Raw genomic sequence first — 15,386 nt, forward strand, 5'->3', positions numbered from 1 at the left:
AGTGATCTTTGATGCACTCAATCGTGATTCATTTTGGCAAAAAGTATGAGGATTGGCATTTAGTTGAGCCATTCTTTTACAAGCTGCAGAATTGTAATGCATTAACCTTTTACTGGGAGGAGGAGGCCACGGCCTCTAATCCTCTTTTTTTATCATTAGTGGATCGAATGATTGAACATCTTGACCGTCACCGAATTAAGGATTGGCAGTTAATTATTCTATTGAATTTAGATGATGAATTAAATAGAAAGTTACGACTCACAACGCACCTTTCGGAAATAAGAAGAGACCTGCTTGATCCTTTAAAAGACAAAGGATTCTATCCATCTCAAAGTATTTTACATTTAATTGACATGATCAGAAGAACCTCTACCTATGCGCCAATAGAAGAAGGGTTAAAACGGTATTGGGAACTTGACCATTTTGGCTATCTTCAAAAGAGCCCTGGGTGGCCAATAGTGGGTAATGCATTCATACAGGAGGAGATTAAACAGCTTGATGAAGAATGGGGGGAACCTATTGCGCTTCAAGATATCATCTTAGACCAACCAAGTGCAGAATTTATGGAGGCATTGGAAATGAAATGTGAGCGGGTCACGACCTGCCTAGCTAAAAAGATAGACAAAAAGAAGGATTATTTGTTGTTACGTGGAGAGAAGCCGAGTCATGATGAATGGATGACCAAGGAACAATTAGATATCGTCATGGAAGATTTTGAAAAAAAGATTAAGCAAATACGCACGTTGCCGTTAACTCCTTCCCTAACAAACTTTACTCCATCAGGGGAGCTCTCAAGCAGTTTGAAGTACCATGTTGGTATCCAAAGTGAAATCGGTGATATTCGCCTCATTCGTCAGGAAATCATTCAGAATTCTCACCGGGAAAGAATGAGAGGATTTTTGGAACTTAGTTATTTTCTTCTCACGATTAGCCAACATCCAAAACTAGTTGAAAGGCTGGAAAAGGGAAGTACGAGTGTGATACAAATCTCGTTAGAAACTGAGAAGCTGGAAACATTACTCAATCATTATTTTATGAGTTTGTTAAAGGCAAAAAGGCAATTAGAGGACCAATTGTTGCTCCAAAACCAGTTTCATACCAATCGATTTCGAGACGATGAATTTTCTCCTTATACGGCACCAAGTATTGAAAAAGTAAGAGAAGTCTCTCAACCACTGTCCCAAAATTCAAAAATTACCTATCAATTCTATGACCAATGGCAGGATCAGCTTTATAAAACTGAAACCATACTCATGAATCGCGAAACTGAACTGCTAAAAAAGTCACGAGAAGCGATTCTAAAATTGCATGCTGTAAAAAGAAGGAATGACTTTTTGGAAGAGGAAGAATGGGTTGAAATCAATGACTATAAACAAGACATCCAAAAAAAAATTAGTAATGTGGAAAGGGATGTCATCCATTCGGCTCCTGGTACATCCGAAGCTCTATCTAAATGGAAAAATTTTGTGACGCAAGCGAAAAACCAAATGCATTTTCTCCTGCAGCTACTTCCAAACCAACGTCAGTTTCTGACGATGAGTATCCTGATTTTTTTGGTCCTTTTCATTCCTTTTCTGCAAATGTCAGGTTCCCTTGAATCTACTAAGGTAACAGCTTATTTTTACGGTATTGGGTTAGTTGTCAGCCTTCTCGTTACGTATATCGGGTATTACTTAACCAGACAAATATCCCATCAACAAATATGGAAATTTCAAGAAAAAACCTATGAATATACCGAGACCATTTATCAAATGCAAATGGAGGCCCAACACCGCTATAATGACTACTTAAACCATTTATTTAAGCTTTTCACGTTACGAAAATATCTCGAAAAACTATCCCTAATCGGAGAAGAAAAGAAGGAAAAGAATCTTCTTTACCGCTACCACCTTATTAAACTAGACGAATTCGTCCAGACGACAAATCGATTGCTTCATATCCTTCAAATGAATAAAGAACCATTTTCTACTAAACTAGATATAAGGGTTCCAGGGATTAAATTTGAAAAAGGTATCATCGAGAATCCAATTTATTCTCCGTTTCAACAGTTAGGGGTACAGGGGCCAAATGGAAATGGAATTGAAGTATATCTCGGTAGTGCTATCGAACAATACCCATCCACTTATATTCATGAACTTGAGCAAATTCGAATCCAAGAAGATAAGGTGTATAAACTATGAACTTATACCTTGAAGTGTTAGGAAGTTTTGTTGTTTTAGCTATATTTATCACTCTTCTATATACCGCGAATTTCTCGGAGAATCAACGCTATAAACAACTTTACCTTCCGTTAGTGACTTTATTTATTTGCTTATCCTGGCTTCTATTGGATGAGTGGATGGCGGGTATATATGAAGAACTTCTTGAAGAAAGAATGCCTTCTCTATTGTCGAATATCCAACTGTTGCTAAATTTTACGATATTGTTTTCAGTAGTATCTCTAAAATGGTGTTGTAAAATAGCAGGAAATCTAAAGTATAAGACACTTGGAAATAACCGCTTTTTGAGACCCTTTGAGAAAATGGTAAAAAAGGCCGCCTCTACTCTTTTTCCGACAGAGCTTGTGAACCACTCGAAAACGAAGCTATCGGAGCAGGGCAGCGTTTCTCTTGTTTATTTTAAAAGCAGGGGCCAGATTTACTTAAAAAAGGAGTGGACCTATCTATCAACCTTTTTTAAAATTGCAGCGATTTTCCCACTGCTTCTTCTGGTGCTGCTAATCATTTCAAATGTATACGAACTTTCGATACTTTCTTATTTGCCGGCATATCCTATTATCTCTTTTATACTATTATTGGAGATTGCTTGGTTTTTAAATGGGCAAAAGGTTTCCTATAGTGAAGGTTATATTGCTGGTAACGATGCCGTTGCTAGAAGACTAACAACCTATGATAAATTATTTGATCAATACAAGGTAATATGGGAAGACCGACTGCTTACGTCAGGGATTGTAAGAGAGAATGAGCATTTTCATCATCGAAAAAATCATTTTTCCTATCATAATATCTCGCCAGACCTAGAACATCAATTAATTATTCATTCTATTTGTGAGGAATTAAAGAAAAAGAACATGATTATCGATGAAAGTTACACGACTATGATGTCTGAAATCATTCAAGAACATGATGTGATGATTGAAGATGTCAATTATAACGATTTTTCTTCCTATTTCTTTCCAGCGTTGTATCAATTGCTGGCCAAAAACAAGAAGGTATTAATTATTGCACACAGCCAAGATGGTGCAATGGAAGCGGTAGATTGGGTGTCAAAGGGAATTAAGGTTGTGTCAGGGGTGGAACAGTTATGGAAGGTTAGCACCTTTTTAGAGGCACTTGAACAAAATATGAATCCAGATGTATTGATTGTTTCGCCGGATACGTTAAAGGAGAAACGATTTTTGCACTACTTACGGCAGTTAGAAAAAACAAAGCTTATGGAAGGTATATTGTTGTTACATGCCGAAAAGCTTTTTCCAACCTATTCCACCATCATCCACTCTTTTAACTTAAATGTTAGGGAGCTAATTGGAAAAAAGCCGCAATATATCATTTTAACAGAGTGGTATGATGGCCTAGAACATACTGTCCGATCGATCCTGCAATGTGAGCCTAGAGATATCGCTGCTCCGCCCGGCAACAGCCCGAATTTCTACTATATGGTTTGGAAAAATGAAGGTGAAAAATGGTTTCAGCAAAAGCTCCTTCCAAAAATCTCGCACCGTCAACTAGAAGCAGAAGTGGTCTTATCGATTCCTGCATTAAAGGCAAATATTGAACCTGTTCACTTCATCAACCAGCAAAACACCAATGTTAAGGAAAGTATCCACGAAATGATCGATATGAAGAATCACTTATTTGATCTTGGGTTTGATTTAGAAACGTTGGATCACTTGGGAAAAATGATTCAGGTCCTGGATAGTAACCTTACGATTCCGGTGGATGATTTTACACTTTTTCTCATTCGCGATAATCAGTATAATTTAGTACGGCGTTTAAATTTGTGGAAAGGAACCGGAAAAGTGGCTTCCTTCATTCACATCGTGAGCCCTCCATATTTACTTCGAGATTACTTAGCAGATCAGTTGGATTTCTATTTGAGCACTAATCGGACCATTGCACCTTTAGCTCCACGCTTATCCCAATCACTCTGGAGCATTGCGTATGGTCTATTAGAACGATTATGTCATTTTTATATCATGGAAGAGGAAGTAGAGAGCTATTTAAGTAGAGCGAAAATTAGCTGTTATCGCTCGGTGGTTGAAGGTGTTCACGAGTTGTTCTCGAATGCCTTTGGACCTAAATTAGCATACCGATATACGATTGAATCAGAGGAACTAGTAACCTTTGACCGGACTAAAAAAGATTTTGTTAAGAAAACCCGATTCAGGATGCCGTATTCAGCTAAGGAAAAGATTTTACCAAAAGGGGTCCGTTTTGTTCAGATTATCCATAACGGCCAATGTCTTTCTGTTATTCTTGAAGGACATCTCTATCAACAATATCTGCCTGGCCAATACCATTCCTTCAATGGCGAACTTTATAAAATTGAAAAAGTCGATATAGAGCATGGATTTGTGGAAGTTACCTATGAACACATTTTTGAGCAGAAATACTACCGTCCTATTACTGAGTATAAAATAAGCCAGATGGCAGAGCATCGCAATTTTAAGAAGAAGACTATTTCATTGGAACAGTTTGAAATCTGTATGGGATCGGTGCAGGCAGAGGTAAGTGTTAAAATGAACGGTTATGTGGAAATGAGTGAAATGTTAAACTTAAAATCCATGAAGGTTCATTCTTATCATCAAGATGAGCAGATAACCAGGCAGTATGAGAACGGTCATCTTTTGCAGATTGAGATACGTTCAAAACTGGGGGAAATTGAAAATGCCAGAAAAATTGAGTTTACTCTTGCTTTATTATTGAATGAGTTGTTTTTATCTTTATTCCCGGATACTCATCATTTTGTGAGGGCTTGTCCAGCTCTGGATGAATCCTTCTTTGACCAGTCAGTTTCCCAGTCTAAACATTTACAATGGATTACTCCTTCATTCCAAGTAGATCATGACCTTGAGGTGGAAGGGAGGATCTCACTATATATTATTGAGGATTCGCCTGTGCACCTTGGTTTGTTAGAAGCGATTGGTCATAATTGGGAAAAAATCTTTGATATGTTAAATGACTATCTATTTTGGTTATTACATGAAAGTAACGGAAGTAGTGAATATCTTTATTTCGGTTACGACCACTATCCTAAGGAATTGGCTTTAAGCGAAACTTTTACGGTTCTAGATACGTTGATAACGAGGAAAAAACTAAGGGAAGTTCGAACAGGCTATCTTGGACATATGCTAGATGGAGAAATCATAAAAATCAACAGCAGTGAAGCGCAATGCGTGTTTTGTGGCAGAACTGTTGCTGCTGCGCAAGTCATTCACCTAAATGATGGCAGACAAAGGTGCCTTACTTGTAATGAGACGGCCATCGACCATGTATTACTAGTGGAGCCACTTTATAGAGAGGTACGTCAATTTTTTAAAGATGTATATTTAGTAAACTTGCCTGAAGATATAGCGCTATTCGTGTTAAGTACGGATGAAATTCATAAAATGAGTGGTTTACCTTTTATACCAGAGGCAGGTAATCCACGATTGACCGGTAAAGCCAGCATGGATGATGATGGAAACTTAAAGGTTCTAGTTGAAAATGGGTCACCGAGAAACCATACACTATCCACCTTAGCGCATGAATTAACCCATATTTGGCAATTGGAGAATTTACAAGTGGATCTGTTGCAACTCGAAGAACTTGAGGGATTTGCCTCATGGGTAGAGGTCCACATGATGACTCAAATCGGAGAAGTTCCATACGCCAATATGTTGAAAGAACAACTTGAAAAAGGTCAAGACCACTATGGCAGGGGTTACCGACTTATAGAAGAGAAATTATCTATCCTCCCATACAATGCGACTCCATTTGACTTGTATGTACCTGATGAGGCTAGAATGTAACTAAATAGAAATAGCTTAGTGTAAAAGGGTCCACACTAAGCTATTTTTTTATTAAGATTACGGATAAAGTCGGTTTATATTAAATGTTAATGAGGCAGCCTACTAGAAATGTCCCATACTAACGATTAGTTCTGAAGTTCTCTAAATGAAATATTGTTCTAATGACTTCATTTCATGTAAAATAAGTAAATGAGGCGTTAAGGAATTGTAAAAAACAAAAGCATGGGGGACATAAAGTGTCGTATCAATTGAAAAAAGGGATTAAATTGTTTGCATTAAATTCAAATCAAAGCTTGGCAAAGGAAATAGCTAAGCATTTAGGTTGTGAGGTCGGGAGGAGCTCGGTCACTCAATTTAGTGATGGAGAAATTCAGGTGAATATAGAAGAAAGTGTGCGCGGCTCCGACGTTTATGTCGTGCAATCCACCTCGCACCCGAATAATGACCATATCATGGAGCTGCTCATTATGATAGACGCGTTAAAAAGAGCATCAGCGAAAATGATTAATGTAGTTATTCCTTATTACAGCTATGCACGCCAGGATCGAAAAGCAAGATCACGCGAGCCAATTACTGCCAAATTAATTGCGAATCTCCTTGAAAAATCAGGTGCTACCAGGATCCTCACGATGGATTTTCATTCACCGCAGGTCCAGGGATTTTTTGATATTCCTGTAGATCATTTAATTGGAATCCCAATTCTTTCAGAGTACTTTGAGAGAAAGGGACTTGAGGATGTGGTTGTCGTTGCCCCGCATAACGGTGCTGTTGGAAGAGCGAGGAAAATGGCCAAGTACTTAAATGCCCCGATTGCCCTCATTGATCGACGTCGACCTGAACCTAATGTTTCTGAAGTTTTGGAGATCATTGGAAACGTTGAAGGGAAAAATGCCATTATTGTTGATGACTTAATTAATACTGCAGCTACGCAGACTTTTGCAGCCAAAGCATTAGTTGAGCATGGGGCAAAGACAGTTTTTGCTTGCTGTACACATGCTGTTCTCTCACAATCTGCTGTTGAAAACATTGAATCATCAGCAATTGAAGAATTAGTGATAACGAACACGATTGAACAGACTGAAGAAAAGAGAATTAATAAAATTACGATGCTTTCTGTGGCTCCATTACTAGCAGACGCTATTGACCGAATTCATAATGAAAGAGCAGTAAGTCCTTTATTTGAATAAGCAAATGAAAGAGTCGTGATAATCACGGCTCTTTTACTATCTCTTCAATCAAGAACCGAAGTTTATAGTCTAATTTTTTTATCTAATATTCCTGTTTTTTTAGCCCCTTCAATGACAGTGTATTCGTTCTTTTTATAAGAAAACCAATAAGCCATTCCAATAAAGAGTGCTCCGCCGACTGCATTACCTAAGAAAACAGGAACAAAGTTACCTAAATAATCCATCCATGTGAGGTGTCCAGCAAATATCGCTGCTGGTATGACAAACATGTTGGCAACCACGTGTTGGAATCCGATTGCAACAAAAGCCATGGTCGGGAACCAAATTCCTGCAATTTTACCAATCATGTCTTCGCTGCCATACGATAACCATACGGCTGCAGCCACAAGCCAATTGCACCCGATACCAGAGACAAAAGCTTGAAGAAACGTAGCATTTATTTTATGTTCAGCAATATGAATCGTACTCTCTAAGTATTCGCCAGTTTCTGTTAATCCAACGATATGTCCGAAGAAATAAGCAACGAAGATAGCACCGAGAAAATTGCTTATCGTGATGAGCAGCCAGTTAAGCAAAACTTGGTTTGTTTTTATTTTATTAGCAAATTTTGCTAATGGAACGACCATCATATTTCCTGTTAGAAGTTCTCCACCTGCGATTAAAGTCAGAATCAGTCCGATTGGAAAGACAGAGGCACCTAAAATCGCGCTAAGTCCGGTTAAACTTTCGGATAAGGGAGCGGTGACGCGGATATATAAAAGGAATCCTAACGAAATAAATGCACCTGCCTGGAACCCTAATAGTATGGTTGTTAGTAATGGGTAACTTGTCTTTTTAATTCCATTTTTAATTGATATTTCTAGAATTTGATCGGGTTTATGTAATGACATGATTAGATTTCCTTCTTTCTTATTGCTCGGATTGTGAAGTGCATCACATATGATTCGCCTTTATTTTAACGCAATAGAGCATAAGATGCTGTGAACATTTCATTAACTTTATAATTTATGGAAGACTTGTCTACACCTTTCTGAACCAGGTGCGTAAGCTAGTAACATAAGAGTTTCAGAAAGGAGTGGAAATAAGATTCATAGGCTCAAGATAGCGATCATAACTCCAGGTGTTTATCCAATCCCTGGTAATAAATCCAGTTCTGTTGAGTTAGTTGTACAAAAAACATCCAATCTTCTACAAAAAGATGTAGATGTAATTATATTTGGAAAAAAGACTAAAAACCAATCCTTCATTGAAAGACAGGGGAATATAACCTATTATCGGTTTCAATTTAATAACAAAACCTATATTCATGAAGTAATTGAACAGCTGCAACAAGATAAGCCTGATATTATTCAAATTGAGAATCGTCCTAGATTTGTAAAATTCATTCGTAAGGCAATTCCTGATGCTAAAATTATCCTTTTTCTGCATTCAGTAACATTTATCTCCCCTCCATACATGAAAGATCACCTGCTTTTAAATTATCTAAATCAAACAAATGCTATTGTTGTAAATAGTCAATTTTTAAGAAATTATTTAATAGAAAAAACAAATGGAAATGCAAATAAAATATATGTTAATCATTTGGGAGTGAACACCGACCAGTTTAAACCTAAGTGGCAGCTAGATAGTTCCACAACATTAGAAATTCTAAGAAAAAATCTAGGTTTATCAAATAATAAAGTTTTACTTTATGTAGGCAGATTGGTTGAAATAAAAGGGGTGCATCATATTTTAGAAGCAATGCCGGATCTCATTAAAGCTGACCCTTCTATACGACTGATCATTGCAGGAAGCCCAATTGAACAAAAAGTATATTCTGACCATTTAAGAAATCTGGCTGAAAGTGTAAAGGACTACGTTGTTTTTACTTCATTTGTACCGAATGATAAGGTTCAGGAATTGTTTCAACTATCAGATTTACTAGTAGTTCCTTCTGCCCAAAATGAAGCTTTTGGACTTGTAAATTTAGAAGCGATGTCAACCGGTACCCCTGTTATTGCTACAAGATCCGGCGGTATGCCTGAAATTATTGACCATGGAATAACCGGATTGTTAATAGATCCTTCTAATGTACGTGAAGAATTGACCAAACACATACTTAACTTGCTATCCGATCCCAGAAAGATACAGCAAATGGGTAAGGAAAGTGTCATGCGGGTTAGAAACAATTTTACCTGGCAACATACGGCTGATAGACAGTTAATGATTTACCGGCTATTGCTGGAAGGATAAAATGAAAAATTAAATGTCACAGGCATTGTTTGTCTGTGACTTTCTTTCTTACTTTTAACGTCAATCCTTTTATGTCTTATATATAAAAAACCAAGAAACATACCAGTTGGCTTCTAACTTGTATGTTTCTTGGTTTAATTGTGGCCGTTTTAAATCTTTGGTCCGCCAGTGTCATCTTTTTTTGACATTTGTTCAGGATGTCTCCTATAGTAATAAAGAACTTCGGGGAGGTTGTTTGCCTTAACACCATTCTTAATACATTTTTGAAGAAATTCAAAATCTGCTTCCTTACCTAATCTTCTCGTAAAGCCGCCAAGCCGGTCAAAAACGGATCCCCGGAAAAGGGTTGTCCCGTGGCAAATACAATGTCCTCCGCGTTTATATACTTTATAAATTTCTTCATTGAATTTAATCCACCTTACAGGACGACGTAAGCCTATAAGTTTCCCATTTTTGTAATCGAAGAATGAGGAAAATAGTGTTCCTACAAGCTCATATTGCGGATTTGCGATTAAATAGCTGACCTGTTTTTCAATCCTCTCTGAATGTGAAATGTCATCTGAATCCTGAATGGCGATAAATTCACCCTTGCTGAGGAACATTCCCAAGGTTAAAGGCCCTGCATATCCAACGTTCCTTGGCAGTGATATCGAGATGATGCGATCTTTCATTTCTGGTCTTTTTTCTACAGCTTCCCTTTTAAACTCATTAAATATCTGTAATGTATTATCGGTGGAACAATCGTCTACTAATATAATTTCTATATCCCTATAAGTTTGGGCCAATATACTCTCTAAACAATCCTTAATATATTTTTCCCTATTAAAACTAGTGATAATGATACTGACCAAATTCTTTTCTCTTGTGATCAATTCAATCATCTCCATTTTTTTTCGATCTAGCTTCTATGAGTTCTTGTTGATAGCTATCAATGGTTTCCTGCATTCCTCTATCTAGTGAATACCTAGGCATCCAGTGAAGTTCGCTTATCGCTTTCGTATTATCCAGCCTGCTTTGTCTAATGTCCCCGTCGCGCTGAGGTTTAATGAGTGGGGTCAAATTACTGTTTACCATTTTTAACATTGAAGCTAATAATTGATTTATTTTCGTTTCCGTATTGGTACTGAGATTATAGGTGTGATTCTTTCCATAATGAAGAGCGCTATAGATCCCATCTGCTACATCCTTTACAAAGACGAAATCTCTTGTCTGCTCACCACCATAAATAATGGGAGCGTTCTCTTGAAAAATAGAATTTAAGAATATTGAAATTACTCCCGCTTCACCATGTGTGTTTTGACCTGGTCCATATACATTTGCAAATCTTAAAATACTATGGTTTAAACCAAAATGCTTAGCATATAACTTGATATATTGTTCTGAAGTCAGTTTCGAAAGGGAATAAAACGAAATAGGTTGTTGTGGATGATTTTCATCAATTGGAAGATATGCTGGTTCACCATAGACGGCGGCAGATGACGCAAAAATAAACTTTTTAACATTATATTTAACGCAATTTTGAAGGAGATTAATGGTTCCAGCAATATTTGCTAGACAATCTGCTAAAGGGTTTTTCATAGAGACTTGTACGGATACTTGTGCTGCAAGATGAACGACGTAATCAGGTTTCTCAATAGCAAATATATTTTCTATGGTTGAATCCTCAATGTCGGCCTCATAAAATGCTGCAGATTTTGGGATTCGTTTTTTGATTCCGCTTGTTAAATTATCTACAATAACAACATCTTTTTGTTCTTTTATTAATTTTTCAACCAAATGGAGTCCAATAAAGCCTGCGCCACCTGTAATTAATACCTTCATTTATCATTCACTGCCCATTCTGTTATTATCGTTTTCATTCGCTGTTTCTATAAGAATGCAATATTATCATATTAAAATTTCCTTTTTTTGTTTGTGTACCTGTACCGGAAATAAATAATTTACGATATTGAGCCGTCTTAAAGGAAATGAAGAATTAAGTCACATACTTATTATGAAAAGAGAACCTGTCTCAAAATTTCACATATAATAATAAAGATATTGACAAGGACGGGGGAGTGGATATGATTTCAATCATTACTTGTACAGTAAGAGAACATTTAATTGGTAACATCATAGAAAACTATACGAATCAATTATTTCAGGATAAGGAACTTATCATTATCTTAAATCACGAGGCGATTGATATAAACCTCGTTAAGAGTAAATTTGGGAGTGTAAAGGGTGTTACAATTTATCAGCTTCCCCAAGATTATACGCTAGGAGAATGTTTAAATTATGGAATAGAAAAAGCAAAGTATGATATCATTGCAAAGTTTGATGATGATGATTATTATGGTCCAGAGTATTTAACAGAGGCAATGAATACATTAAATAAAACGAATGCTAATATCGTGGGTAAAGAAGAATTCTACGTTTTTTTGAAAAGTATGAATGCATTATTATTGCGAGGTCACGGGTTAAGTAACAAATATGTTAAGCATGTTAGTGGCGCAACCCTGGTTTTTGAAAAGTCCATAATAAATAAAATTAAGTTTCCTAACCTTACATTAGGTGAAGATACTGAATTTCAAAAAAAATGCATTAAATATGGTTATAGAATCTATTCAACTAGCAGGTATAATTTTGCAGCGATAAGAGGTAAGGATGTAAATGAACATACTTGGAAAGTTAGTGATAAAAGACTAATTGAACACGGTGAAATTGTTGCTTTTACAGATGACTTTAAAAGTAGGGTTAGTGAACAATTAGATTATTAATCGGATTTGAAGGAGGAAATAATTTGGAGATTGGAGTAGTTCTTCCGGTTTACAATCAGAAGCCACAATATATTGATGAATGTTTTAAATCATTAGAATCCCAAAAATTTCGTGATTTCCAATTAGTCATTGTCATTGATGGTGCGAATCAAGAAACGGTTCAAGCTGTAGAAGAAGCATCTAAAATATTAACCATTCCTTACGAGATTATTTTGCGAAATGAGAACAAGGGTATTGCGTATTCTTTAAATCAAGGATTCTCCCACTTAAACCACTGTAGGTTTTTAACTTGGGTTTCGAGTGATAACCGACATTATCCTGAGTTTTTACAAACACTTTACGAACACTTGGTAAATGCGCCTGAGGAAACAGTTTTAGTCTATTCACTTTTTAAAATTATTGATCAAAATGGAAAAAATAGGGGCAATGTTGAAATTCGTCGAAAAAATCTAACTAATTTTATGACGCGGAATAAAGCAGACATACTTCAGGAAAGTTTTATAGGTGCTTCCTTTTTATTTAAACAATCTGCTTTTGTTAAAGCGGGACCATACGATTCAAAATTCGAAAAGGTAGAAGATTATGAGTTTTGGATTCGGCTTCTAAGAATTGGTGAAATAAAATTTATCCCTGATTTTTTGATGGAATATAGAGTAAATGGAGAACATTCCTATACTACAATTACACCACGAGAAGACATTAGGCTAAAAAGTATCGCTGCAAGTAATTATAATCGCATAAAGCAAAGGGATACTCCTAAAGTTTCAGTAATGATTAGCTTTTATAATCAGCGAAAATATATCAGACAAGCCATAGAAAGTGTATTAAATCAAACGTTTAGTAATTTTCAATTGATATTAATTGATGATGGTTCTACAGATAATCCATGGGAAGAAATTCTTCAATATAATGATACAAGAATTATTCCACTTAAAATTGAAAATGGCGGGAAGGCAAGAGCATTAAATATTGGATTAACATATGCATTAGGTGAATATATAGTGGAACTTGATGGTGATGATTGGTTAGAAACCGATACGCTTGAAACAATGGTAGATGAAATGTCCAAACAACCGGATGATGTGGGTCTATGCTATGGAAATAGAAAGATATGGATACAAGGGAGATATACGGTTGTACCCGGTCCTGTTTACAAAGGGATGAATTATAAAGATAAATATGAAGTATTAACAGAATTGAAAACACACTGCCCTCGTTTATATCGAAAAAGTGCACTAGAACACATTGGTGGTTGGCCAAAAAGCAAAGCTGAGGACTTTAAAATTATGTTAAAACTGGCAGATCACTATAGGTTTTATTGGATTGACAAAACGCTTTATAATCAGCGTCGTCATAAGAATAACATTACTAAACTAGAACAAAACGAAAATCAGCAACAAATAAAACAAATGATAGAGGAAGTGCTTAAAGAATGGGGGGATGTTTACAAACCGGAATTTATTGAAAAAAATGGGTTTATTGAAACAGTTAATCTTATTAAAAATAATAATAGTTAAATATAAGGTCACCGCAAAAAAACACCTCTTTTAGAATCATAAAGGAGGTGTTTTTACATTTATCACATATCCAGCCCATAATGTTTTTTATAGTATTCCTTAGCTTCCTGCAGTTTCTCGGCTTGACGAAGATTTGAACTTGCAACATTATTAGCTTTATGAACCGCAACTGCGTTATTGCATACGATTGTTTCATTAATGCCCAAACTTTTGCAGATAAGAAAAAAGGCCGAATCTTCTCGAACAAACAATTTTGGGATGATTACTTCCTTCTTTAAGGCATTGCGGCAAATGACTAAACACCCTAAAGGTCCCCATTCCGTCACGGTGTACATTCCTTTAACAGTTTGATTTGCTCTCCTCTTCAAGGTGCTGCCTATAAATCTCATCCTAGATCCTGCAATTTGAACTCTTCCTCGTGAATCTGTTACCATTCCCGTGAAAATGGAATGATTTGGGTGGTCCTCCATACCCTTTATGATTGCTTCAAACCATCCTTCATGAATGAGCATATCATCATCGAGAGAAATAATAATATCAAACTTTTCTTTCATTTGTTCAAATAAAAAGTGTCGGCCGCCTCCACACCCAACGGGGTCCTTGTTAATTTCTCCAAAGTCGTTGAAGCATTGAAGGGTGATTTCATTCATTTTCGATTTAGGAATGACACTCTTAATCTCATCATAAAGTTGAGGTCCTGCATCATTATATATATAGATCGTAAAGGGCGTAGGGATAAACTTAACCAGGCGCTCTAAATTCTCAATCAAAACTTGTTTCCTTACCTTAACGGTAGTGATCATGATCCCAATGGACTTACTGTGCATGTTTTACTCCTTTCTTAATTCAACCTGTTGAGCGGGGACTTTTATCTGATTACATGCTTTTTCTGAGAGTGGAAATAGCCATTTTTAGGTCATGTGCAGATTGATAACGGTCGCTTTTTTTATAGCTTGTTGCCTTTCTTAGAACATTTTGTAGAGCAGGATTTTTTACTTGATTACAAGCTTTTTCGATAAAGAAGGGGGCTTTGCCATTTAATAAATATAGAAGTATACAAGCAATACTATAAAGATCGGTACTATCGTTTAGAGGTGATCGACCTTTCATTTTTTGCTCCGGCGGGTAAAAACCTAACGTACCTATCATAGGCTTGCCATTGAAGTGGCCATTCATGTCTTTGTGGACTGTACATCCGAAGTCTATAATTTGAATAGTCTTTTGATCTTTAGAGAGTAGTATATTGTGCGGAGAAAGATCACAGTGGAGCAGCCCTGCTTTATGAAAAGGTTCTATTCCTTCTAGAATGTTCAGTGTTATTTCTATTGCTTTGTTTGGGGGATAAATATTGCCATATTTATAGAAACCAAGTCTTTCACCGTTCATATACGCCATTACAATATAGGCATACAACTGATCCTCAAAACAGTCTATAAATTCACAGAGAAAGGGATGTTTTGGGACTATTTTCATGATATCCGATTCAATACGTGCCTCTTCACGGTTTCGCATACGCTTAATGGCAACTTCTCGATTAGAAGTCGTATCGATCCCTTTGAACACTTGGCTGGTTCGACCCTCGCCTATATGCTCAGCAATATATTTATATCTGCCGTTTTTTAATTCATGCATTAAAATTAACCTTCGCTCCTTCGGAAAAATCGTTCTTACTATCTTATGT

11 protein-coding genes and 1 pseudogene are annotated in these 15,386 nt (G+C 36.4%); 7 read left to right on the forward strand and 5 right to left on the reverse strand.

The window, feature by feature from the left end; genetic code table 11:
- The first annotated feature begins 11 nt into the window (after positions 1 to 11).
- From ACN6MT_RS17425 to ACN6MT_RS17435, 3 genes are all read left to right on the forward strand, one after another.
- Positions 12 to 2,180, forward strand: a complete 2,169-nt coding sequence (locus ACN6MT_RS17425; protein ID WP_419887261.1) for a hypothetical protein — start codon at positions 12 to 14, stop codon at positions 2,178 to 2,180.
- Positions 2,177 to 6,010 carry a hypothetical protein gene (locus ACN6MT_RS17430; RefSeq protein ID WP_419887262.1) on the forward strand — a complete coding sequence of 1,278 codons (3,834 nt, stop codon included), beginning with the start codon at positions 2,177 to 2,179 and terminating at the stop codon, positions 6,008 to 6,010. Before ACN6MT_RS17425 ends, ACN6MT_RS17430 begins: the two co-directional genes overlap by 4 nt.
- Before the next feature lie 236 nt (positions 6,011 to 6,246).
- Positions 6,247 to 7,197 carry a ribose-phosphate diphosphokinase gene (locus tag ACN6MT_RS17435; protein ID WP_419887263.1) on the forward strand — a complete coding sequence of 317 codons (951 nt, stop codon included), beginning with the start codon at positions 6,247 to 6,249 and terminating at the stop codon, positions 7,195 to 7,197.
- Positions 7,198 to 7,259: 62 nt separating this feature from the next.
- Here ACN6MT_RS17435 and ACN6MT_RS17440 read toward each other — a convergent pair whose 3' ends face one another.
- Complete coding sequence (locus ACN6MT_RS17440) at positions 7,260 to 8,087, reverse strand: formate/nitrite transporter family protein (protein WP_419887264.1); 828 nt, start codon at positions 8,085 to 8,087, stop codon at positions 7,260 to 7,262.
- Between the two features lie 322 nt (positions 8,088 to 8,409).
- Here ACN6MT_RS17440 and ACN6MT_RS17445 point away from each other — a divergent pair.
- Positions 8,410 to 8,739, forward strand: a pseudogene (locus ACN6MT_RS17445) (glycosyltransferase family 1 protein); the annotation flags it as partial.
- A 45-nt stretch (positions 8,740 to 8,784) separates the two neighbouring features.
- Positions 8,785 to 9,429, forward strand: coding sequence for a glycosyltransferase family 4 protein (locus ACN6MT_RS17450; RefSeq protein ID WP_419956469.1), 645 nt, complete (start codon positions 8,785 to 8,787; stop codon positions 9,427 to 9,429).
- 149 nt (positions 9,430 to 9,578) lie between these two features.
- On the opposite strand, the gene ACN6MT_RS17455 is transcribed toward ACN6MT_RS17450, so the two are convergent.
- Positions 9,579 to 10,301 carry a glycosyltransferase family 2 protein gene (locus tag ACN6MT_RS17455; protein WP_419887265.1) on the reverse strand — a complete coding sequence of 241 codons (723 nt, stop codon included), beginning with the start codon at positions 10,299 to 10,301 and terminating at the stop codon, positions 9,579 to 9,581.
- A gap of 1 nt (position 10,302) precedes the next feature.
- Complete coding sequence (locus tag ACN6MT_RS17460; RefSeq protein ID WP_419887266.1) at positions 10,303 to 11,250, reverse strand: NAD-dependent epimerase/dehydratase family protein; 948 nt, start codon at positions 11,248 to 11,250, stop codon at positions 10,303 to 10,305.
- Between the two features lie 242 nt (positions 11,251 to 11,492).
- Between ACN6MT_RS17460 and ACN6MT_RS17465 the strand changes: the two genes are divergently transcribed.
- Together ACN6MT_RS17465 and ACN6MT_RS17470 are read left to right on the forward strand one after the other, a co-directional pair.
- The gene (locus ACN6MT_RS17465) at positions 11,493 to 12,188 is read left to right on the forward strand and encodes a glycosyltransferase (RefSeq protein ID WP_419887267.1); all 696 of its coding nucleotides are present in this window, start codon (positions 11,493 to 11,495) and stop codon (positions 12,186 to 12,188) included.
- A 23-nt stretch (positions 12,189 to 12,211) separates the two neighbouring features.
- The gene (locus tag ACN6MT_RS17470) at positions 12,212 to 13,705 is read left to right on the forward strand and encodes a glycosyltransferase family 2 protein (RefSeq protein ID WP_419887268.1); all 1,494 of its coding nucleotides are present in this window, start codon (positions 12,212 to 12,214) and stop codon (positions 13,703 to 13,705) included.
- Between the two features lie 62 nt (positions 13,706 to 13,767).
- Here the strand turns inward: ACN6MT_RS17470 and ACN6MT_RS17475 are convergent, their stop codons facing one another.
- Together ACN6MT_RS17475 and ACN6MT_RS17480 are read right to left on the reverse strand one after the other, a co-directional pair.
- The gene (locus ACN6MT_RS17475) at positions 13,768 to 14,532 is read right to left on the reverse strand and encodes a glycosyltransferase family 2 protein (protein ID WP_419887269.1); all 765 of its coding nucleotides are present in this window, start codon (positions 14,530 to 14,532) and stop codon (positions 13,768 to 13,770) included.
- Between the two features lie 49 nt (positions 14,533 to 14,581).
- The gene (locus ACN6MT_RS17480) at positions 14,582 to 15,337 is read right to left on the reverse strand and encodes a serine/threonine-protein kinase (protein WP_419887270.1); all 756 of its coding nucleotides are present in this window, start codon (positions 15,335 to 15,337) and stop codon (positions 14,582 to 14,584) included.
- Between the last annotated feature and the right edge of the window lie 49 nt (positions 15,338 to 15,386).

Source organism: Neobacillus niacini (genome assembly GCF_048572935.1).
In the GTDB taxonomy this organism is placed as follows: Bacteria; Bacillota; Bacilli; order Bacillales; family Cytobacillaceae; genus Neobacillus; species Neobacillus niacini.

Coding starts and splice junctions, on each gene's coding strand:
- ACN6MT_RS17425 (WP_419887261.1), top strand. CDS start 12: ATGCACTCAATCGTGATTCATTTTGGCAAAAAGTATGAGGATTGGCAT.
- ACN6MT_RS17430 (WP_419887262.1), top strand. CDS start 2,177: ATGAACTTATACCTTGAAGTGTTAGGAAGTTTTGTTGTTTTAGCTATA.
- ACN6MT_RS17440 (WP_419887264.1), bottom strand. CDS start 8,087: ATGTCATTACATAAACCCGATCAAATTCTAGAAATATCAATTAAAAAT.
- ACN6MT_RS17460 (WP_419887266.1), bottom strand. CDS start 11,250: ATGAAGGTATTAATTACAGGTGGCGCAGGCTTTATTGGACTCCATTTG.
- ACN6MT_RS17465 (WP_419887267.1), top strand. CDS start 11,493: ATGATTTCAATCATTACTTGTACAGTAAGAGAACATTTAATTGGTAAC.
- ACN6MT_RS17475 (WP_419887269.1), bottom strand. CDS start 14,532: ATGCACAGTAAGTCCATTGGGATCATGATCACTACCGTTAAGGTAAGG.
- ACN6MT_RS17480 (WP_419887270.1), bottom strand. CDS start 15,337: ATGCATGAATTAAAAAACGGCAGATATAAATATATTGCTGAGCATATA.